This is a genomic window from Rhodanobacter sp. FW510-R10 (assembly GCF_058781105.1).
This window is the reverse complement of record NZ_JBYSWL010000001.1, coordinates 417,064-435,776: the sequence shown is the minus strand read 5'-3', so window position 1 is coordinate 435,776 and position 18,713 is coordinate 417,064. Positions and strand designations below refer to the sequence as shown.

Below are 18,713 nucleotides of genomic sequence, written 5' to 3'. Positions count from 1 at the left end.
GCCTTCGTGTGTCGCCACCAATCCATCCAGCGGGTGTTACCCGGATCCGAAACCTGATGCGCGGGAGATCAAGGACCATGTGGCGTTCCGGCATGGTGTCCAGGTGTCCGATTGATGAGGCGCCGCCGCAAGAGCGCAGGCACGGCCTGGACAGCCGGCACCCGGGTGACGATCTGCTTGCCGACGCGGTCGCAGGGTCTTCCGTGGCAGGAGCGGTGGTCGACCTCTCGCCAAATGGATGGGCGCGGTCCTTTCGGGCGCCGCGTCAGACCATCGAACTGATGTCCGATGCAAAGCTGGGGTAAGCGAAGATGAGGCCCTTGATCTTGTTCGCGCCAAGGCCAGCGCTCATCGCCATGGCGAAGAGATTGATCTGTTGCTCGGCGCCGGGGCCCAAGAGATGCGCGCCCAGGATTTTGCGGCTGCCTTTTTCGACCAGGACCTTGTAGGCGCTGTACCTGGCGCCGACCCGCAGCGACGAGTACCAGTCCGCTGTTTTTTCAAAATGGGTATCGAAATCGAGTCCCTGGTCACGCGCGGCAGCTTCGGACAATCCAACAGAAGCCAGTGCGGGCAGCGTGAACACGACACTTGGGATCGGCGGGTAGTCCGCCTCGCGCTCGTCCTTGCCGGCGAGCAGGTTCTTGGCCGCGACGTGCCCTTCGTAAGCGGAGACAGGGGTCAGGTTCGGGCCGCTGTCTGCGCAGTCGCCCGCGGCGAAAATCGTCGGGTTGGTGGTGCGCATGAAGCGGCTGACCTTGATGCCCCTGCGGCCATGCTCCACGCCCGCGCGCTCCAGGTTGAGGTGATCGACGTTGGGTACGCGCCCGGTCGCATGGACGACCAAGTCGCAATGGACGGTTTTCACTCCATTTGGCGTCTCGTACGTCACCGTGAAATCCGCTCCCTTCTTCTCGACCCCCAGGACTTTGGCCTCGGTACGCAGATCGATGCCGAGATCCGCAGTTGCATCGACAAGGATCTCGACGAGGTCGGGATCGAAATGGTCAAGCGGCCGTTTCGTCATCTCCAGGACCGTCACTTCGCGTGCGCCCGCACGCTTCGAGACATGGGCAAATTCCATCGCGATGAATCCGCCGCCGACGAACACGACCCTGTCCGGTCGCCCGGGCAGCTCGAGGAAATCGGTACTGGTGGCCAGCAGCTCCTCGCCGGGAATGTCGAGCGTCATCGGCCGGGCACCGGTGGCTAGATGAAAATACCGGGCAGACAAAGGCTCGCCATTCAGCTCGATCGTGTCACGCCCGGTGAAACGCGCCTCACCGTGCAACACGGAAACACCGGCTTTCGCGAGCCCGCCCTCGATGCGGCCCGGCATCACGTCGGTGAACGTACGCTTGAAGGCGAGCATGGCCGGCCAGTCGACGGCGGCTCGGCCATCCAGCCCCTTGCCGCCAAGATTGCGGGCCCATTCGACCCCTTCGGTCACCGCGACCAGCATCTTCTTGGGATCGCAGCCGCGCAACGCGCAGGTGCCGCCGAACGGCAGGCTGTCGATGCTGGCGACCCTCCAGCCGGCGTGGGCGACCGTCCGGGCGACACCGTTTCCACCTGTGCCGCCGCCGATCACGATCAGGTCGAAGCTTTTGCCGTTGCTCATGATTTCCTCACAACAACCCATTGCCGTCATTCGATCTTGATCGCGCCATGGTTGGCCGTCGCACTGTGCAATTCAGCCCACGCCCGATTCAGCCGTGAAAAGGCATCGCCTTGTTTGGCGATACCCTGGAATGTAAAGCGTGCAAGGTGCCGGCGACGTGAGTTTGATCATCCGGCGCAACACGAGAGCTGCCGGACGTCCTTGTGGAAGGTTTGCGCAGCGAGTTTCAGGCCCTCGACCATGGTGAGGTAGGGGAACAACTGGTCGGCCAGATCCTCCGCAGTCATACCGGCGCGGATCGCCAGTGCCGCGGCCTGGATCAGCTCGCCGGCTTGCTCGGCGACCGCCTGCACGCCAAGCAAACGGCCGGAGCGTGCTTCGACGACCAGCTTGATGAAGCCCCGGGTATCGAAGTTGGCGAGGGCGCGCGGTACGTTGTCGAGCGTGAGCGTTCGGCTGTCGGTCTTGAAGCCGGCGCGCTGCGCTGCCTGCTCGCTCAAGCCCACGGTGGCGACCTGCGGGTCGGTGAACACCACCGCCGGCATCGCGGTCAGGTCGAGCGAGGCGTCGCCGCCCGTCATGTTGATGGCGGCGCGGGTGCCGGCGGCCGCTGCAACGTAGACGAACTGCGGCTGGTCGGTACAGTCGCCGGCGGCGTGGATATCAGGGGTGCTGGCGTGCATGCCGGGATCGATTTGGATGGCACCGTGCTCGTTCACCTTCACCCCGGCTGCCTCGAGGTTGAGGTCGCATGTGTTGGGCGTCCGGCCGGTTGCGACAAGCAGCCGGTCGGCGCGCAGCTCGCCTTGTCGGGTCGTCAGCACGAATTCGCCGTCCCGATATGCCACCTTGCTGGCTTGTACCTGCTCCAACACTCGTACCCCTTCGGCACGGAAGGCCGCCGTGATCGCTTCGCCGATGGCGGGATCCTCTCGCGAGAACAGCGTGCTGCGCGCCAAGATCGTCACCCGGCTGCCGAGCCGGGCGAAGGCTTGCGCTAATTCTGCCGAGATGACCGAGGCGCCGATCACCGCCAGCCGGTGCGGAATCGTGGCGCTCGCCAGGGCCTCGGCCGCAGTCCAGTACGGCGTGTCCCGCAGGCCGGGGATCGGCGGCACGGCGGCGTTGGCGCCGGTCGCGACCAGGCAGCGGTCGAACGCCAGCGTGCGCTCGCCGCCGCTGGCGAGCCGTACCGCCAAGGTATTCGTATCCTTGAACCGTGCCATGCCGTGCCATACGGTAATCGCGGAGTTGCCGGCCAGGATGTCTTCGTACTTGGTGTGGCGTAGCTCTTCCACCCGTGCTTGCTGCTGGGCCAGCAGGCGCTCGCGCAGAATGCGGGGTGCTGCAGCGGAAATGCCGTCGTCGAACGGACTCGCCGTCCGCACGTGGGCGACGTGCGCTGCGCGGATCAGGATCTTGGACGGCACGCAGCCGGTATTGACACAGGTGCCGCCAATGGTACTGCGCTCGATGAGTGTCACCCGCGCGCCTTGCTCGGTTGCCTTCAGCGCCGCGGCCATGGCGGCACCACCGCTGCCGATCACTGCGATATGCAACAGATCGCGGGGGCGGCCGGTTTCGCGGTCGTCGACAGCTCGTTCCGGCACGCAGCCGGGACCAGCGCATGGCGGCGCATCGGCCATCGTCATCCGCTCAGCCGCGTTTTCCCGCCGATCCTTGCGCGGTCGGCGTGCCCACGTAGTCCACTCCGGGCGGTGCAAAGGGATCGAGGCAGCACGTGAATGCGCGGGGGGGGCACCAGGCGAGCCGTCATCAACGTGCCGCTATTGCCATCGAGTTTGGTCATGAGTGCCTCTTGCAATTTCCATTCGGCACGACAACCCTACTTCCGTAGTCGACTACGGAGTCAAGCGTCATGCGTGCCTCGTCGCAGGACCTGACCATTGGCGCCTTCGCCAAGGCAGCGGGCGTCAATGTGGAAACGATCCGGTTCTATCAACGCCGGGGACTACTACAGCAGCCGGTCAAGCCCTATGGGGGCATTCGGCGCTACGGCACGGCCGATGTCGCCCGACTCCGTTTCGTGAAGTCGGCCCAATCCCTGGGGTTCAACCTGGACGAGATCGGCGAACTGCTGCGCCTGGAAGACGGTACGCATTGCCGTGAAGCCGGCGTGCTGGGCGAGTTCAAGCTGCGCAGCGTGCGGGAAAAGCTGGCCGGCCTGGCACGCATGGAAACGGCGTTGTCCGGGCTCGTGAAGGCGTGCCATGCGCGCAAGGGAAACGTGTCGTGCCCGCTCATCGCGTCGTTGTTCGATGCGACGCGTCCCATGGCAGCGTCACGCCGGGCCACGTGACGGCTGGAAGAATCCAAGGGCGGCCATGCAGAACCCGCGGTTGTTTTTGTGTCGATTGCGGGCAGCACGGCTTGGCGTCGGTCGGCGTGAACGGGGTCGAAATGGGCGGGCAAATCGAAGCACGCCCGCAACGCCACTGGTGCTTCGGCGAGGTTGCCGTGGAGGTCGAGCGCCAGGTGCTAGGTGCAAGGTGCACCTCACGCCATCGGTCCTGGCGTCGAACGCCGGGGCGCTGCCTGGATCCGCCCGGCGTGGTCGCGCTCCTCCTGCCCGAGGAGCGCTGCGGGCTGCAGCGCCGCGAACTGTTCGCCGCATGCGGCTCAGAAGAACTCGTACTCCAGTTGGAAGCGGATCGTCGTGTCGGGAGTACCGTGCGTCAACCCGGCCAGGATCGCCGCGTTGTAGCGTAGTTTTTTCGCATTGCCGAGATTGGCTACACCGAAGAATGCCGGCCCCACGCTCAACTTGTCGGGCCGCAGGTGGGCTGGGTCGCCCAGCGAGCCGAATACCTGAATCCCTGGCTGAAAAGTGGTGCGGAGGTTGTATTTCCACTGCACCTGGTACTTGACTTCGTTGCGGGCGCTGTCGGCTTCATCTTCGGGCAACGCGCTCAGGCGGCGCTCGAGGAACAGATTGAGGTTGAGTTGCGATCGATCGATTTCCTTCTGGAACATCGGTCCGACGACCAGGGAGTTGGTGTGTTCCAGGCGGTTGTGTGCAAACTCGGCGAAGATGCCGGCATCGAGCCAGTGCGCACCGTGCTCGGTCAACTGGAAGACGTTTTCGAGCTCGTATTCCTCCACGCGGGCGGCGCTGCCTGGCGTCTGCGAATACTCGGCCACCAACTCGGTCTTCCAGCGTGGCGCGATGCCATAGGCCAGTGACAGCTTGGCCGCACGCTCGCCCTCCTCGCCATGGCCCCAATTGAACATGCCGCCCTTCAATTCCAGCTCCCATTCGCGGTAATCGACGATCGGTGAATAGATGACGTCAGCCGGACCCGCGATGGCCGCGGTCGGTGCCGAAACTGCGCCGCCGAAACCGACGAGCGTGGCGATGGACCAGAATGCCAGCCGATTCGCCTTGTATTGCCTCATCTTCGTTCCTTGTGTTTTGAGAAACGGGAAACCCGAACGGGTGACTGGAGGTGTGTCCCGTCACTCGACGCTCGGAGATACCGATGCATTAACCCCTGCGCCGCCTGTCCGGGCACCGAGCCGTTGCCAGGCAGCCGCCAGGTATCCCGGACCGGCTCCCGACCGCTGGTAGCCAGTCGGCCTGGATCAGGTGCCGCGCGGCGCCCGGGATGTGTATGCCGTGGGCGACACCGACCTCCCATTGGTCCGCGACGCCGGGCATGTGCGTCACTCCACGGTCAGGACGCCACGCGCGGTGTCCTGGTGGAAGTCGTCAAAGAATTGGTATTGGCCTTTGCCCAGCGGACCGACGAAGACCATCACGGTGCTGCCGGGCGTGACGATCTTCTCGCGGTTGAAGTCGCTGCTCTCGAACTCGGACGGCGTGGGGTCCTCATTGGTGACCAGGACTTTGAACTTGGTCTTCGCTGGTGCCTTCAGTTCGGACGGCACAAACTGGTGGTTCCGGATCACCAGTTTGTATTCGGGCATGTCGCCGGCGTGGGCGGCGGGCCCCGCCAACAACCCCAACAACGTCAAGCCGACGGCCCAGTACTTGGAGGTCATGCGCCAACCCCTGCATAGTCGGTCAGGGCGCAGATGCTAATCGTTCGCATGCGTATTCGCAAGTGCTGACCACATATGCCGTGGTGACGGCGTGGTTGACTGGCATCGTCATCGAGACCGACTATCGGCGCCCGCCGCGTTGGCTGTGCAGGTGGCGGGCGCGCGACACCTCGACGGTCTGCACCTCGGCGGGTGCATCAGGCGTGGCCGCGACGATGGCGCATCTCCTGCCCACGGCGTGTTCCATCATGTGGCACCGGTATGCGTGGGTGCCGGCAAAGTTCCTCGACCACGCGTTCGCGCGAACGCGCCCTCCCTGACCGCGGGAGCACAGCGTCCTCACAGCCACTGCCGGTGCAACCCACGAGCACTTTGTCGGCCTAGGGGCTCGTGCGAGCTGTCCCGGCAGCCGGAGCGCAAGGATGCGGAGGTGAAATGGCGCCGTCACCCGCGGCGCTGGCTTGAACCGGAGCGCTGGCCGGATGGCTTGGAACGCAGGACTTCGCGGCTTCAGCCGAATTGGATCGACAACATCGAGATCGAGCCGCCGTCCATGCCTTCGGCCGGAAAGCTCACGACGTCGGTTTTGGCGCTGGCGCCGAGGACGTACAGCAGGGGCAGGTAGTGCTCGGGCGTCGGAATCGAGAGCTCCGCGTCCCGACCCAGCGAGAAGTAATCCACCAGTGCACCGTGGTTTTGACCCTCGATCAGCTTGCGCACACGCGCTTCGAATCGCGCAGCCCAGTCGAACGGTTGCACCGGACGCCGGCCCCAGGCATAGGTGTGCAGGTTGTGCACCACGTTGCCGCTGCCGAGGATCAGCACGCCATCGTCGCGCAATGGGGCGAGTTGCTGGCCCAGGGCGAAGTGAAAGCCGGGCGCCTTGCTCTCATCGATGCTCAATTGCACCACCGGCACGTCCGCCGCGGGAAAGATGTGGCGCAGTACGGACCAGGTGCCGTGGTCCAGGCCCCAGGCGAGATCGGCGCGTACCGGCATTGGCGCCAGCAGCTCGCGCAAGCGATGCACGAGCATGGGCTCGCCTGGTGCCGGGTACTGCACCTCGAACAGTTCGCGCGGAAAGCCGCCAAAGTCGTGGATGGTGCGCGGCGAGGCCATCGCCGTGGCTGCGGTGCCCGGCAGATACCAGTGCGCCGACACCGACAGCACCATGCGCGGCTTTGGCAGGCGTTGGCCCAAGGCGGACCAGGCACGTGACCAGGTCGAGTCCTGGATGGCGTTCATCGGGTTGCCGTGGCCGATGAACAAGGTAGGCATGCGCTCAGTCATTCGCGAATCTCCGGATCGGCTCGTGGGGTTTGAGCGCCCGCGTCATTTGACGCCAAGCCTCGGCATGCATTGGTCTGAAACTCTACGCCCTCACGGGGGCGTGTGGCGGAGTATCCAGGCCTGAGTCGCAGTCCATGCCCGGGGTGTGGGGCGCGCGACGGCGTCCCTCACGCGCATGCCGGTATAGTTGCGCGTTCAGTGCCATGCGCGGCGAACCCCCGCTGCGGCGGCACAGCTCGGGAGCAAGCGTTGATGCATGTACCACTCTGGGTTTGGCTGGCGACCGTGGCAGGCATCCTCGCGTTGCTGGCGCTGAGTTTTTTCACCCACATCCGCAACGCGCACGAGCCCTCGACCAGGGAGGCTGGGGCGTGGACCGCGTTTTTCGTCGTGCTCTCGATCCTGTTTGGCATCGGGTTGACGCTGGTCTGGGGTGTCGACCACGGCATTGAATTTTTCGCTGGATACATCACCGAGTACAGCCTGTCGATCGACAACCTGTTCGTGTTCGTGATCATCATGTCGAGCTTCGACGTGCCGCGCGCGTACCAACAACAGGTTTTGCTGGTCGGCATCATCATCGCGCTCATCCTGCGCACCATCTTCATCCTGATCGGCGCCGCGGCGATTGCGCATTTCAGTTGGGTCTTCTACCTGTTCGGCCTGTTCCTGATTTTCACTGGCGTCAAGCTGGGATTTGGCAAGGGCGACGAGAGCGGGGAATTGCAGCCGAACCTCATCGTGCGCCTCGCGCGTCGCGTGCTGCCGGTCACTGGAAAGTACGACGGCACGAAGCTGCTCACACGCATCGACGGCAAACGCCATGTGACGCCGATGCTCCTGGTCATGCTGGCGATCGGCACGACCGACATCCTGTTTGCGCTCGATTCGATTCCGGCGATCTACGGCCTCACCAGCGAGCCGTACATCGTGTTTGCCACCAACGCCTTCGCGCTGCTGGGGCTGATCGAGCTGTATTTCCTGATTGGTGGCTTGCTCACCAAGCTGGTTTACCTGAGTCTGGGGCTGGCGGTGGTGCTCGGCTTCATCGGCGTGAAGCTGGTGCTCGAAGCCATGCATACCAACAGCCTGCCTTTCATCAATGGCGGTGAGCCGATCCAGGCGATACCGGAAATCCCGACCTGGCTGTCGCTGCTCGTCATCGTCGGCATCCTCGCGCTGACGACCATTGCCAGCCTGGTCAAGAGCCGCCGCAGCACGGGCTTTTACCGCCCGAGTCCCTAGTCTTCCACCAGCGATTTCAGCCGTTGCAGCGCCGTATCCCATTGTTGTGCGATCGCATCCAGCGAACGCCGCGCCTCGTCGATCCGTGCCGGCTCGAACTCCCACAGCCGTTCGCGCCCCTGCCGGACGTCGCTCACCAGGCCGGCATCGGCCAGGGTCTCCAGGTGCCTGGTGACGGCTTGGCGGGTGACGGCGGTGCCGGCGGTCAGCTCGGCAATCGAGAGTGTGCCGCCGGCGCACAGGGCGGCAACCAGGCGCAAGCGCGTCGGATCGCCGAGCGCCGCAAACACCGGCGCGGTCTGCTGCAAGGTGGTGTGGACCCTTGGTTTGCGCATGGGGGCTCAGGGGCGCGCCAGGTATTGCGCAATCAGGCGCACCTGGTGTGTCCAGCCGCTCTCGTTGGCGGCGAATGCCTGCGCACGGCGCTTCGGCGGCAACTGGTTGAACCCCGATTCGGTGACGGTCAACAGGACGCCACCCGGGGCATCCCGCAGTTCAAACACGATCAGGGTCGTGGGCTCGTTGGCGTAGTCGATGGTCTGGTCGATGGCGTACGGATGCCAGCGGAACGCGATGCGCCGCATCGGTTCGATGCGTTCGACCAGCCACTCGAACGGCGTGCCCGCGTAGGGGGCCTGCATCGCCGCCACTTCCGCGTCGACCTCGGTCGGCGTGATCCTGCCGGTCAGGCGACGGCCCGCGACGAACGGGCCGTCGAAGCGGACGCCGAACCAGACCCCGAATTCCCCGGCCTCGCTGAGCGCGCGCCACACCCGTTCGCGCGGCGCGTTCAGGAGGACCTGTTTTTCGATACGGTCGGTCTGCGCGTTCATGGCGGCTTCCTTTGGCGTCACATGAATAGGCAACTGGCGGGCTGCACATTACGCCGGTGCCGCCTGATGCGCAACATTCCAGTTGCATTATGCCCGAGCCCGGAAACGTGGACTTGCCCTGCACGCAGACCCCGCGGCGCGGTTAGAGTTGGAGCATGGATACCATCGGCATCGGCGAGCTGGCCAGACGCAGCGGCGTGGGCCACGAGACCATTCGCTACTACGAGCGCGAATCCCTGTTGCCGCGTCCGCAACGCACGGCCGCCAATTACCGGCGCTATCCACCTGCGGCAGTCGCCCGTCTCCGGTTCATCCGCATGGCCAAGGACCTGGGCTACACACTGGATGAAATCCGCGAATTGTTGAGCCTGCAGGACGCCAATGGCCATCGTGCCCAGGTGAAAGAGCTGGCCGGACACAAGTTGCGCCAGATCAGGGCGCGCATCGTGGAGCTCCAGCGCATGGAGGCCGCCCTGGCCGACATGTATCGGCGCTGCTCGGGCCGGGGTCCGGTCGAAGGGTGTCCGATCATCGAGACCCTGGCCGGAGCGAACGCCGCCGACTCCACGCCCGTTCAATCGTCGGAGTGCGCCACGATGCTGCCGTCGGTCGGGTCCACCAGCAGATCCACGTCCTGACCGCTGGCGCTGGTCGCATCCGCACTCCACAACCCGTGCTTGTACTCGACGTCGTGGACATTGCGATAGCCCGCCGTGGCGAGGTGCGCCTTGACCTCGTCGGCGGTGATCCGCGAGGGCGCATCACTGACGTAGACCCGGCCATTGGCGGGCCCGACGCTCAAATCCACCCATTGCGCGTTGCCGCCGCGTGCCTTGGTGCGCCATACCCCATCCTTGAACTTCAGGTCCTTCACCTCCTTGAAGCCGGCGTTGGCGATGGCGGTCTTGATGGCGTCCTCGCTGAGGGCGTCCGAAGGCGGCGCCGATTTCCAGGTGCTGGTCGTGGTGGTGGTGATCGTGGTCGAGGACGAAACGGCCGGAGTGGCCTGGCCGAAGGCGACACCGCAGACAGCCAAACCAATCAGCAGTGGCAAGGTGCGCTTGAGCATGGCAATACTCCTTCAGTTGGTCAGGTAGTGCACCCAGCCTGCGCAGGCGCGGTTCAAGCCGGCGTGAAAGCCGGAACGGCCGTTTGCCCGCCGTACACGTTGCGCTGACGCCGCATTGCCGATGGTGCCCGCCAACCCGTGGGCTGCAGGAATACGCCATGCAGGCGCATGCGAAGCACGACCCCCGACGCGAGCGCTGCGGCGGTGCGCGCACGCCCCGTCGGCATGGTGCGGCGAGCGCACCGCGCGGGATTCCGGGGGCAGGATGATGTCCTGGTTCGACATGAGCATGCCGTGGTGGATGTTCGTGCCGCGCGGCGTCACGGTCTACATCGGCGTGCTGGTCCTGGTTCGCCTGGCCGGCAAGGTCACCCTGGGCGACATGTCCACGTTCAACATCCTGATGTTGATCTTCCTGGGCAGCCTGATGCGCACTGCGGTCCTCGGCGAGGACCATTCGCTGCTCGGCCCGTTCATTGCCGTCGCCACCATTCTGATCCTGGACAAGCTACTGGCGGTCGCGGCGACGCGCTGGCCACGTTGCAATCGGCTGCTCGAGGGGGTGCCCACGTTGCTGGCCCGGCGCGGGGTGCCGGATGCGGGCGCGTTGCGCCGCACCGCCGTGCCGCAGGCCGCCTTCGAACGGGCCTTGCGCACGCACGGTTTGCAGCGGGTCGACCAGGTGCAGGAAGCGCGCCTGGAACCCAATGGCAAGATCACGGTCATCAAGCGCGGTACGGATTGATCGGCCAGGGGGAGGAACCTCGCGTCGGACTATCCTCGTCCGGGTAGCGGGTGGTCGCGGGGTGGCGGCGCTCAGCGGGCCGAGCTGGTCGGCCGCTCGAGCAGCTCGTTCACCATCCGCTCCAGCGCCTGGATGCCCAGCGGCTTGGTCGCCACCAGCACTCCGGGAAAGTCGGCCTTGAGCGCTGCCGGATCGGCGCCGGTGACCACCGCGAACGGCGTGCCCCGGGCAGTCAGGCGTTGCACCAGCGGATGCGCGCTTTCACCGCGCAGGCCCATGTCCACGATTGCTGCGTCGAAGTCCGCCAGTTCGAGTTCGTTCAGCGCGTTGGCCAGGGTGTGGTTGACCAGCACTTGAAGCCCCATGCGCAACAGCACGTCCTCCATGACCATGGCGATCAGGGGGTCGTCCTCCACCAGCAAGACTCGTTTCTTTGCGATCGTCGCCACGGCAGCGCGCACAGGGGAAGCATGCCCTGCACGAGTCTACGTTGAAATATGCAGGATGGTGGCGACCATGGCATAGGCTTCACAAGCGCGGTGGCAAGCTTCATCTTTTGGGTATGCAGCCGTTACGCGGGGGCAGCGATGAGCAACGACGAAGCCAAGACCGGTCCCGGCGTGGCGGGCGTGGCGGGCGTGGCGGGCGTGACGCGCGGTGTCGGCGAATGCATCGCCCCCCACGTGACCGACCGATTGCGCCAGGCCATGCCGGCCGCGACGTTCGCCTTGCTGGTCGGCAGCGTGGTCGACTACGCCATCTACATGCTCGACGTCGACGGCTACATCGTCAGCTGGAATGCCGGTGCGGAACGCATCAAGGGCTACGCGGCGCAGGACGTCGTGGGACGTCATTTTTCGCTGTTCTATACGGCCGACGAGCGTGATGCGGGTATTCCCGGGAGGAACCTGCAGATTGCCGCGCAGGACGGGCGTTATGGCGCCGAGGGTTGGCGCGTGCGCAAGGATGGTACGCGCTTCTGGGCCAGTGTGGTCATCGACCCGATCAGGGACGACGGCAAGTTGATCGGCTTTGCCAAGATCACGCGCGACATCACCGTTCGGCGCATCAGCGACCTCGCGTTGCGAGAAAGCGAGCGCATGGCGCGCGGCATCATCGACACCGCGCTCGACGGCTTCGTCCAGGTAGACGAGGCAGGCCTCATCACCGAATGGAATCCGCGCGCCAGCGCCAAGCTTGGCTGGGCGCGCGACGAGGTCGTCGGCCGCCGGCTTGCCGACATCTTCCTGGCCGAGGCCGAGCGCGAAAGCGGCGCAGCGGCGTTGCCGCCAGCCGTTCGCGACACGTCGACCGTGGCCGCCAACCCGACCCTTGACGTGGTTACCCGCGATGGTCGCACGCTGCCCATGGAACTCAGCATCAGCACCTTGCCTTTTGGCGGCTGCGACCGCTACAACGTGTTCTTTCGCGATCTCAGCAGCAAGTTGCTGGCCGAGACCCAGCTGCGCCAGGCGCGCAAGATGGAAGTGGTGGGTCAGCTCACCAGCGGCATAGCGCACGATTTCAATAATCTCTTGCAAGGCGTCATTGGCGCACTCGAACTCATCCAGTTGCGGGTGGCCGCCGGCCGGTCGGGCGAGATCGGGCCCCTCGTCGACGGGGCGATTGCCTCGGCCAATCGCGCCGCGGCGCTCACCCACCGCCTGCTGGCATTCGCACGCCGCCAGCCACTCGATCCCCGGCCGCTCGACGCCAACCCGCTGATCCAGGGCATGGGCGAACTGTTGCAACGTACGCTGGGTGAAAACATCCGGCTCCACTTCGTACTCACGCCGGAGCTCTGGCCCACCTTGTGCGACCCCAACCAGTTGGAGAACGCGCTGCTCAACCTGGCCATCAATGCCGCCGATGGCATGCGCGGCAGCGGCCAGCTCACCGTGCGCTCGCGCAACGTCGACGTCGACGAAGTCAAGGCCCAGCGTTGGCAGGACGTATCGCCGGGGCAATACATCTGCATCGACGTCAGCGATACGGGTGTGGGCATGTCGCCCGAGGTCCTCGAACGCGCCTTTGATCCGTTCTTCACTACCAAGCCGCCCGGGCAGGGGACGGGGCTCGGATTGTCGATGGTGTATGGCTTTGCCCACCAGTCCGGCGGTCATTGCGACATCCACAGCAAGCCTGGCGCAGGCGCGACGGTGCGCATTTTCCTGCCGCGCCACGAGGCGTCAGCCGAGCTGCCAGCGCCGGCGGTCGATCCCCTTCCGGCCACGCGCGCGCAAGCCCATGGCGAACTTGTGCTGGTGGTGGAAGATGAAACAATCGTGCGTGGCATTGTCGTCGAGGTGTTGCAGCAGCTGGGTTACCGGACGCTCGAGGCGGCCGATGCCGAATCGGCGTTGGATGTCCTGCGCGGCGTTGCGGTGCTGGACCTGCTGGTCTCGGACATCGGCTTGCCCGGCATGGACGGCCGGCAACTTGCCGATGCGGCGCGCGAGCACCATCCGCAGCTGCGCGCCCTGCTGATGTCCGGCTACGCCTCGGGCGCGACAGCGGCCAGCGGGTTCCTGGGCCCCGGCATGGAACTCATCACCAAGCCGTTCACGGTCGACGCGCTGGCTGCGCGCGTCGGCCAGATGCTGGTCCCGGCTGCAGGCCTCGCCGCGAGCGTCATTTCGACACCATGAGGCACTCGCGGCCGAGTGCTTGCGCTACGGGCTTCGCTGCTGGCGCGGCTTGAGGTCAGGGCCCGCCCCGGGGCAGCTTGGCCGTCCGTCCGTCGTGAGGGCATCGAACGCGGCATGGTTGTCATCCGCGGCGGTGGCTTGCCCGGAAACCACATGCGTCGCTTGACTCTGCAGCGGACTCCAGGGTTAGAGTTCTGCCATGGATACGACCGATACCAGCAACTTGGCCACGCATGGCGGCCACGCCGATCGCGAACCCGGCTTGAGGGATCCGGTCTGCGGCATGCGCGTCACGCCTCAGGCCAAACACCACAGCGAGTACCGCGGGAAGACCTGGTATTTCTGTGGGCCACGCTGCAAGCAGCGTTTTGACGCTGAGCCCGAGGCAATCCTGGCGGCGACCCATGGCACGGGAGGGGGCCAGGCCTGCGCTGGTCATGCGGCTACACAGGCTGCCCCGCATGCGGCTCACAGCCAAGTCCCTGCCGCGTATACCTGCTCCATGCACCCGGAGGTGGTGCGGGACGAGCCCGGCAGCTGCCCGGAGTGCGGCATGGCGCTGGAACCGGCGCGTCCCATGGTCTCGCGCGTGGAATACACCTGCCCCATGCACCCGGAGGTGGTGCGGGACGGGCCTGGCAGTTGCCCGATATGTGGCATGGCGCTCGAGCCGCGCACCGTGACGGCCGACGCCACGCCGAACGCCGAGCTGGCCGACATGACCCGGCGCTTCTGGGTTGGCGTGGCGCTGTCCGTGCCGCTGCTGGTGCTGGCGATGGGCGACATGCTGCCGGGCCTGGATTTCCACGGCTGGCTGGGTGGTGCGTTCAATTGGATCCAGCTGGCTCTGGCGACGCCCGTCGTGTGGTGGGCAGGTTGGCCGTTCTTCGTGCGCGGCTGGAATTCCCTGCGCGGCTTCAACCTCAACATGTTCACCCTGATCGCGCTGGGCACCGGCGTGGCCTACGCGTTCAGCCTGTTTGCGCTGCTGGTTCCCGACGCGTTGCCGGCCGCGGCCCGCGGCATGGGGGGCGCGGTGCCCGTGTATTTCGAATCGGCCGCGGTCATCGTCACCCTGGTCCTGCTCGGGCAGGTGTTGGAGTTGCGCGCGCGCGACCGTACCTCGGACGCGCTCAAGGCCTTGCTGAACCTGGCGCCGCCGGTCGCGTGGCGCCTGCGCGACGATGGCGGGGAAGAGCAGGTCGACCTGGCCCGGGTCGGCGTCGGCGACCGGCTGCGGGTGAGGCCGGGCGACAAGGTGCCGGTGGATGGCGTGGTGGTGGAAGGTCGCTCGACCGTGGACGAAGCCATGCTCACCGGTGAGGCGTTGCCGGTAGACAAGGCCGTGGGCGATGCGGTGACCGGCGGCACGCTCAACCAGCACGGCAGTTTCATCATGCGCGCCAGCCATATTGGCGCCGACACCTTGCTCGCGCGCATCGTCGCCATGGTGGCGCAGGCCCAGCGCTCACGGGCGCCCATCCAGGGCATGGCCGACCGCGTGGCGGCCTGGTTCGTGCCAGCCGTGGTGCTGGTCGCCGTGGCCAGCTTCGGCGCGTGGTGGCTGATCGGTCCCGCGCCGGCGCTGAGCCACGCGCTGGTGGCGGCGGTGTCGGTGCTGATCATCGCCTGTCCCTGTGCGCTCGGCCTGGCCACGCCGATGGCGATCATGGTCGGCGTGGGCCGGGGCGCCGGCGCCGGCGTGCTGATCAAGAATGCCGAGGCGCTGGAATTGCTGGGCCAGGTCGACACCTTGCTGGTGGACAAGACGGGCACGCTCACCGAGGGCAAGCCGCGCCTGGTGGGCGTGGCGGCCGAAGCGGGCATGGATGAGCGCGAATTGCTGCGCCTGGCGGCAGCGGTGGAGGCCGGCAGCGAGCACCCGCTGGCCGCGGCGATCGTGGCGGGCACGCGAGACCGCGGCATCGAGCCTGCGGCGGCGGAAGGCTTCCACGCCACGGTCGGCCAGGGCGTCAGCGCCACGGTGGGCGGGCGCAGCGTGTTGGTCGGCAACCATCGCTTGCTGGAAGCGGCTGGCGTCGAAGCGGCGGCGCTCGACCAGCGTGCGGAGGCGCGCCGCGCCGAGGGCCAGACGGTGATGCTGGTGGCCGTGGACGGCCAGCCGTCCGGCCTGCTGGCCGTGGCTGATCCAATCAAGGCGACCACGGCCGAAGCCGTGCGCATCCTGCGCGCCGAGGGTATCCGCCTGGTCATGCTCACCGGCGACAACGAGCGTACCGCGCAGGCCGTGGCGAAAAAACTGGGCCTGGACGAAGTGCATGCCGGCGTCCTGCCGGCGGACAAGCACGCCATCGTGGAAGGCCTGCAAAAGGAAGGCCGGGTCGTGGCCATGGCTGGCGACGGCGTCAACGACGCGCCAGCGCTGGCCCAGGCTGACGTCGGCCTGGCCATGGGCACCGGCAGCGACGTCGCGCTGGAAGCGGCCGGGGTGACCCTGGTCAAGGGTGACCTGCGCGGCATCGCCAAGGCGCGTCGCCTGTCGCGGCAGACCATACGCAACGTGCGCCAGAACCTGTTCTTCGCGTTCTTCTACAACGCCGCTGGCATCCCGCTGGCGGCTGGCGTGTTGTATCCCTGGCTGGGCTGGCTGCTCAGCCCGATGTTTGCCGCGGCGGCGATGAGCCTGAGTTCGGTCTCGGTGATTGCCAACGCGCTGCGCCTGCGCCGGGCGCGGCTCTAGGAGCGTGGGCGGTCAGCGCCCGCCCACAGGCGCCAGTTCCAGCACAGTGAAGCTGCCCGGCAGTACTTCGCCACGCGGCCGCGGATGGTCGGCGGTGGGCTTGGGCGCCGGTCCGAACTTGGCGGCCGCGACGAAGACGTGGCCACTGTTCCTGTCCAGCGCCATCGTCCGCGCGCTGGTTTGCGTGGGCACGGTCGCCAGTACGCGATAGTGGTCGGCATCGTCCTGCCGGATCACAGTGAGCGTGCCCGACCCGCCGTTGGAACTGAACACCAGGCCTCGTTGTGCGTCGTAGCGTGCGGCGTCCGCGCCCGCGCCAATCGGGAGCGTGGCGACCGTCTTGCCGGTGATGGCATCGGTGACCACCATCACCGCGTTGTCGCACACGGAAAACAACCGGTGATGTGCAAGGTCGACGGCAAGGCCAGAAGGTTCCTCGCAACCCTTGAGCGGCCACAGCGCAACCACCTGCATGGCCACGGGGTCGAGGACGGCCAGCTGGTGGGTGCTCTCGATGTTGTCGAAGATCCGGCCGTGGCCGTCGCTTACCGCGAACTCCGGTTTGCCGGGCAGGGGAATGTGGCCGAGCAGCTTGCCGGTGGCGGCGTCAATCACGCTGGCATTGTTGCTGCGTCCGTTGAAGGTGAACACGCGTCTGGAATGGGGGTCGTAGAGGATGGCGTCCGGGTTGTGCGCAGCCACCGCTATGGTTTGCGTGACCTGAAGCGTGGCCGGGTCGAACACGCTCACTGAATCGGCCTTGCCATTGCTGATGAAGCCGCGGTGCAGCGCCGGTGCGAAGGCAATGCCGTGTACGCCGGACAGGCCGTCGATCGCGCCGACCTGCTTGCCCGAGGCGGTATCCAACACCAGTACCCGGTCCGCGTGGCTGACGTACAGGCGTGACGAATCGGGCTCGAAGGCGAGGTAGTCCCAGCCGCCGCTGCCACCAAGGACGTGGCGCTGGACCACCTGCCAGTTCGAAGCGGGCGTCGGCGTCGCCGCCCACACGCCGATGCCTGGCGCGATGGCCAGTACGGTGCACAAGATGATGCGGTGGATGGCGGCCATGCGCGTGATCTTCGTATAGAGATGGCGCATGGTGCGCGACGTCGCTTTGCGCTTCCTTATGTCGCGCCACAAAATCCAGAGCCAGCCGGGGGAGCGTGGTTCAGGGCTGCTTGTAGATGACGCCACCCTTCATCACGAAGGGCACGTGCTCGATCGCGCTGATGTCGGCGGTCGGGTCGCCTTGCACGGCAATGATGTCGGCATCCAGGCCGGGTTTGAGCTGGCCGAGATGGTCTTGCTGGCGCAGGATCTGCGCGTCGACCGCGGTGGCGGCCAGCAACGCCTGCGCGGGTGTCATGCCGTCCCGCACCATCCACTCCAGCTCCTTGTAGTTGGTGCCGTGGGTGAAGACACCGACGTCGCTGCCGTTGCCGATGGTCACGCCGGCAGCCAGGGCCAGCTTGAACGCGTGCTCGGCCTGCTGCATCTCCGCGGTGGGCGGCGCGCCCGGCTTCCAGCCGTGGAAGTAGCTGGCGATCGCGGTGACCGCTTCGAGCGTCGGCAGGTAGGCGACGTGGTGCTGTTTCATCAGTGCGAAGATTTCCGCCGTGCCGCCCTGGCCGTGCTCGATCGTATCGACACCGGCGAGGATCGAGCGGCGCATGCCCTCGGCGGTGTGCGCATGCACGGACACCGGCAGGCCGAGCGAGTGGGCCGTCTCGACTCCGGCATTCAATTCCTCCTGGGAGAAAGTCGGCACCGAGCCCGGGGTCTTGCCGCAGTGGTAGTCGGCGTAGATCTTGATCCAGTCCGCGCCGTGGCCGGCCTGGTCGCGCACGGCCGCGATCATCTCCGGCACGCCAGCCACCGGGATGCCGCCTTGCGGCAGCTCCATGTCGGTGCGAAAGCCCAGCGGGCCCGGGCCGTAGCAATCCTTGGCAATCGTGGCGCGGGTAGCGACGAACAGGTGCGGGCCGGGAATCTTGCCCTCGTCGATCGCGCGCTGCACGTCGACGTCGGCGTAGCCGGCGCCTTCCGTGCCGAGGTCACGCAAGGCCGTAAAGCCGGCCAGCAGCGTGGTGCGTACGTGTTTGACTGCCTCGATCGTGCGGTAGGGCAGCGTTTCCTTGAGCACCTGGTCGTTCCACGACGTCTCGTTGTACGGGTGCAGGAAGATGTGTGAGTGCGCGTCGATCAGCCCGGGCAGCAGCGTGGTGCCCGGCAGGTCGATCGTCTGCGTGCCGGGCGGCAGCTGCATCTGGTTGGCCGGCCCCACCGCTGCGATCTTGTCGCCCTGGACCAGGACGGCCCAGCCGGCGTGGGCCTGCGCGCTGCGCGCATCGAACACGCGGTCGGCCTTGAGCAGCCTGGTGGCGGCTTGGCCGTCCGCTGCCGCGGATGCGCCGACTGGCGCGGCCAGGATCAGCAAGCCAAGGCAACCCAAGGCGCCCAGCACCATCAGCCAGCGATGTGCAGCCATGACCCGCTCCCCGTGCCCAAGTGCGCGGAGAATACACCGCATGCCAC

Annotated in this window: 16 protein-coding genes and 1 pseudogene; 6 read left to right on the top strand and 11 right to left on the bottom strand. The window is 66.4% G+C overall.

Going from position 1 to position 18,713, the window contains the following annotated elements:
- Window positions 1-265: 265 nt before the first annotated feature.
- The gene (locus tag AC3WJB_RS01750; protein WP_492678103.1) at window positions 266-1,621 is read right to left on the bottom strand and encodes a dihydrolipoyl dehydrogenase family protein; all 1,356 of its coding nucleotides are present in this window, start codon (window positions 1,619-1,621) and stop codon (window positions 266-268) included.
- A 167-nt stretch (window positions 1,622-1,788) separates the two neighbouring features.
- A pseudogene (gene merA, locus AC3WJB_RS01745) lies at window positions 1,789-3,198 on the bottom strand (mercury(II) reductase); the annotation flags it as partial.
- A 302-nt stretch (window positions 3,199-3,500) separates the two neighbouring features.
- Here merA and merR point away from each other — a divergent pair.
- A complete protein-coding gene (gene merR, locus AC3WJB_RS01740) occupies window positions 3,501-3,941 on the top strand; it encodes a mercury resistance transcriptional regulator MerR (protein WP_492678101.1) in 441 nt (146 codons plus the stop codon).
- Between the two features lie 320 nt (window positions 3,942-4,261).
- On the opposite strand, the gene AC3WJB_RS01735 is transcribed toward merR, so the two are convergent.
- The 3 genes from AC3WJB_RS01735 to ygiD form a co-directional block, all read right to left on the bottom strand.
- Window positions 4,262-5,038 carry a hypothetical protein gene (locus tag AC3WJB_RS01735; RefSeq protein ID WP_492678099.1) on the bottom strand — a complete coding sequence of 259 codons (777 nt, stop codon included), beginning with the start codon at window positions 5,036-5,038 and terminating at the stop codon, window positions 4,262-4,264.
- A gap of 267 nt (window positions 5,039-5,305) precedes the next feature.
- Window positions 5,306-5,644, bottom strand: coding sequence for a cupredoxin domain-containing protein (locus tag AC3WJB_RS01730; protein ID WP_492678097.1), 339 nt, complete (start codon window positions 5,642-5,644; stop codon window positions 5,306-5,308).
- A 510-nt stretch (window positions 5,645-6,154) separates the two neighbouring features.
- Window positions 6,155-6,934: a 4,5-DOPA-extradiol-dioxygenase gene (ygiD, locus tag AC3WJB_RS01725; RefSeq protein WP_492678095.1), complete on the bottom strand. Its 780-nt coding sequence runs from the start codon at window positions 6,932-6,934 to the stop codon at window positions 6,155-6,157.
- A 252-nt stretch (window positions 6,935-7,186) separates the two neighbouring features.
- Between ygiD and AC3WJB_RS01720 the strand changes: the two genes are divergently transcribed.
- Complete coding sequence (locus AC3WJB_RS01720) at window positions 7,187-8,179, top strand: TerC family protein (protein ID WP_492678093.1); 993 nt, start codon at window positions 7,187-7,189, stop codon at window positions 8,177-8,179.
- Here AC3WJB_RS01720 and AC3WJB_RS01715 read toward each other — a convergent pair.
- Entirely contained in the window at window positions 8,176-8,514 is a 339-nt protein-coding gene (locus AC3WJB_RS01715; protein ID WP_492678091.1) for an ArsR/SmtB family transcription factor, read from the bottom strand. The genes AC3WJB_RS01720 and AC3WJB_RS01715 overlap by 4 nt on opposite strands.
- A gap of 6 nt (window positions 8,515-8,520) precedes the next feature.
- On the bottom strand, window positions 8,521-9,012 hold the full coding sequence (locus AC3WJB_RS01710) for an SRPBCC family protein (protein WP_492678089.1): 492 nt from the start codon (window positions 9,010-9,012) through the stop codon (window positions 8,521-8,523).
- Between the two features lie 155 nt (window positions 9,013-9,167).
- Here AC3WJB_RS01710 and AC3WJB_RS01705 point away from each other — a divergent pair, with 155 nt between their 5' ends.
- Window positions 9,168-9,650, top strand: coding sequence for a heavy metal-responsive transcriptional regulator (locus tag AC3WJB_RS01705; RefSeq protein WP_492678087.1), 483 nt, complete (start codon window positions 9,168-9,170; stop codon window positions 9,648-9,650).
- Here the strand turns inward: AC3WJB_RS01705 and AC3WJB_RS01700 are convergent.
- On the bottom strand, window positions 9,587-10,081 hold the full coding sequence (locus tag AC3WJB_RS01700; protein ID WP_492678085.1) for a PepSY domain-containing protein: 495 nt from the start codon (window positions 10,079-10,081) through the stop codon (window positions 9,587-9,589). The two genes, AC3WJB_RS01705 and AC3WJB_RS01700, sit on opposite strands and share 64 nt — an antisense overlap.
- A gap of 265 nt (window positions 10,082-10,346) precedes the next feature.
- Between AC3WJB_RS01700 and AC3WJB_RS01695 the strand changes: the two genes are divergently transcribed.
- A complete protein-coding gene (locus AC3WJB_RS01695; RefSeq protein ID WP_492678083.1) occupies window positions 10,347-10,826 on the top strand; it encodes a DUF421 domain-containing protein in 480 nt (159 codons plus the stop codon).
- A gap of 71 nt (window positions 10,827-10,897) precedes the next feature.
- Here the strand turns inward: AC3WJB_RS01695 and AC3WJB_RS01690 are convergent, their stop codons facing one another.
- Window positions 10,898-11,275 carry a response regulator gene (locus AC3WJB_RS01690; protein ID WP_492678081.1) on the bottom strand — a complete coding sequence of 126 codons (378 nt, stop codon included), beginning with the start codon at window positions 11,273-11,275 and terminating at the stop codon, window positions 10,898-10,900.
- 138 nt (window positions 11,276-11,413) lie between these two features.
- On the opposite strand from AC3WJB_RS01690, the gene AC3WJB_RS01685 reads away from it, so the two are divergent.
- Entirely contained in the window at window positions 11,414-13,474 is a 2,061-nt protein-coding gene (locus AC3WJB_RS01685; RefSeq protein ID WP_492678079.1) for a hybrid sensor histidine kinase/response regulator, read from the top strand.
- A 199-nt stretch (window positions 13,475-13,673) separates the two neighbouring features.
- The gene (locus AC3WJB_RS01680) at window positions 13,674-16,175 is read left to right on the top strand and encodes a heavy metal translocating P-type ATPase (RefSeq protein ID WP_492678077.1); all 2,502 of its coding nucleotides are present in this window, start codon (window positions 13,674-13,676) and stop codon (window positions 16,173-16,175) included.
- Window positions 16,176-16,187: 12 nt separating this feature from the next.
- On the opposite strand, the gene AC3WJB_RS01675 is transcribed toward AC3WJB_RS01680, so the two are convergent.
- On the bottom strand, window positions 16,188-17,276 hold the full coding sequence (locus AC3WJB_RS01675; RefSeq protein ID WP_492678075.1) for a YncE family protein: 1,089 nt from the start codon (window positions 17,274-17,276) through the stop codon (window positions 16,188-16,190).
- A 70-nt stretch (window positions 17,277-17,346) separates the two neighbouring features.
- Window positions 17,347-18,666, bottom strand: a complete 1,320-nt coding sequence (locus AC3WJB_RS01670) for a metal-dependent hydrolase family protein (RefSeq protein ID WP_492678073.1) — start codon at window positions 18,664-18,666, stop codon at window positions 17,347-17,349.
- Window positions 18,667-18,713: the final 47 nt, after the last annotated feature.

What these genes read in the sequence shown, in the direction of transcription:
- merR (WP_492678101.1), top strand. Translation starts at nt 3,501, where the DNA reads ATGCGTGCCTCGTCGCAGGACCTGACCATTGGCGCCTTCGCCAAGGCA.
- AC3WJB_RS01705 (WP_492678087.1), top strand. Translation starts at nt 9,168, where the DNA reads ATGGATACCATCGGCATCGGCGAGCTGGCCAGACGCAGCGGCGTGGGC.
- AC3WJB_RS01685 (WP_492678079.1), top strand. Translation starts at nt 11,414, where the DNA reads ATGAGCAACGACGAAGCCAAGACCGGTCCCGGCGTGGCGGGCGTGGCG.
- AC3WJB_RS01675 (WP_492678075.1), bottom strand. Translation starts at nt 17,276, where the DNA reads ATGCGCCATCTCTATACGAAGATCACGCGCATGGCCGCCATCCACCGC.
- AC3WJB_RS01720 (WP_492678093.1), top strand. Translation starts at nt 7,187, where the DNA reads ATGCATGTACCACTCTGGGTTTGGCTGGCGACCGTGGCAGGCATCCTC.
- AC3WJB_RS01680 (WP_492678077.1), top strand. Translation starts at nt 13,674, where the DNA reads ATGGATACGACCGATACCAGCAACTTGGCCACGCATGGCGGCCACGCC.
- AC3WJB_RS01710 (WP_492678089.1), bottom strand. Translation starts at nt 9,012, where the DNA reads ATGAACGCGCAGACCGACCGTATCGAAAAACAGGTCCTCCTGAACGCG.
- AC3WJB_RS01750 (WP_492678103.1), bottom strand. Translation starts at nt 1,621, where the DNA reads ATGAGCAACGGCAAAAGCTTCGACCTGATCGTGATCGGCGGCGGCACA.
- ygiD (WP_492678095.1), bottom strand. Translation starts at nt 6,934, where the DNA reads ATGACTGAGCGCATGCCTACCTTGTTCATCGGCCACGGCAACCCGATG.
- AC3WJB_RS01730 (WP_492678097.1), bottom strand. Translation starts at nt 5,644, where the DNA reads ATGACCTCCAAGTACTGGGCCGTCGGCTTGACGTTGTTGGGGTTGTTG.
- AC3WJB_RS01695 (WP_492678083.1), top strand. Translation starts at nt 10,347, where the DNA reads ATGATGTCCTGGTTCGACATGAGCATGCCGTGGTGGATGTTCGTGCCG.
- AC3WJB_RS01700 (WP_492678085.1), bottom strand. Translation starts at nt 10,081, where the DNA reads ATGCTCAAGCGCACCTTGCCACTGCTGATTGGTTTGGCTGTCTGCGGT.
- AC3WJB_RS01670 (WP_492678073.1), bottom strand. Translation starts at nt 18,666, where the DNA reads ATGGCTGCACATCGCTGGCTGATGGTGCTGGGCGCCTTGGGTTGCCTT.
- AC3WJB_RS01735 (WP_492678099.1), bottom strand. Translation starts at nt 5,038, where the DNA reads ATGAGGCAATACAAGGCGAATCGGCTGGCATTCTGGTCCATCGCCACG.
- AC3WJB_RS01715 (WP_492678091.1), bottom strand. Translation starts at nt 8,514, where the DNA reads ATGCGCAAACCAAGGGTCCACACCACCTTGCAGCAGACCGCGCCGGTG.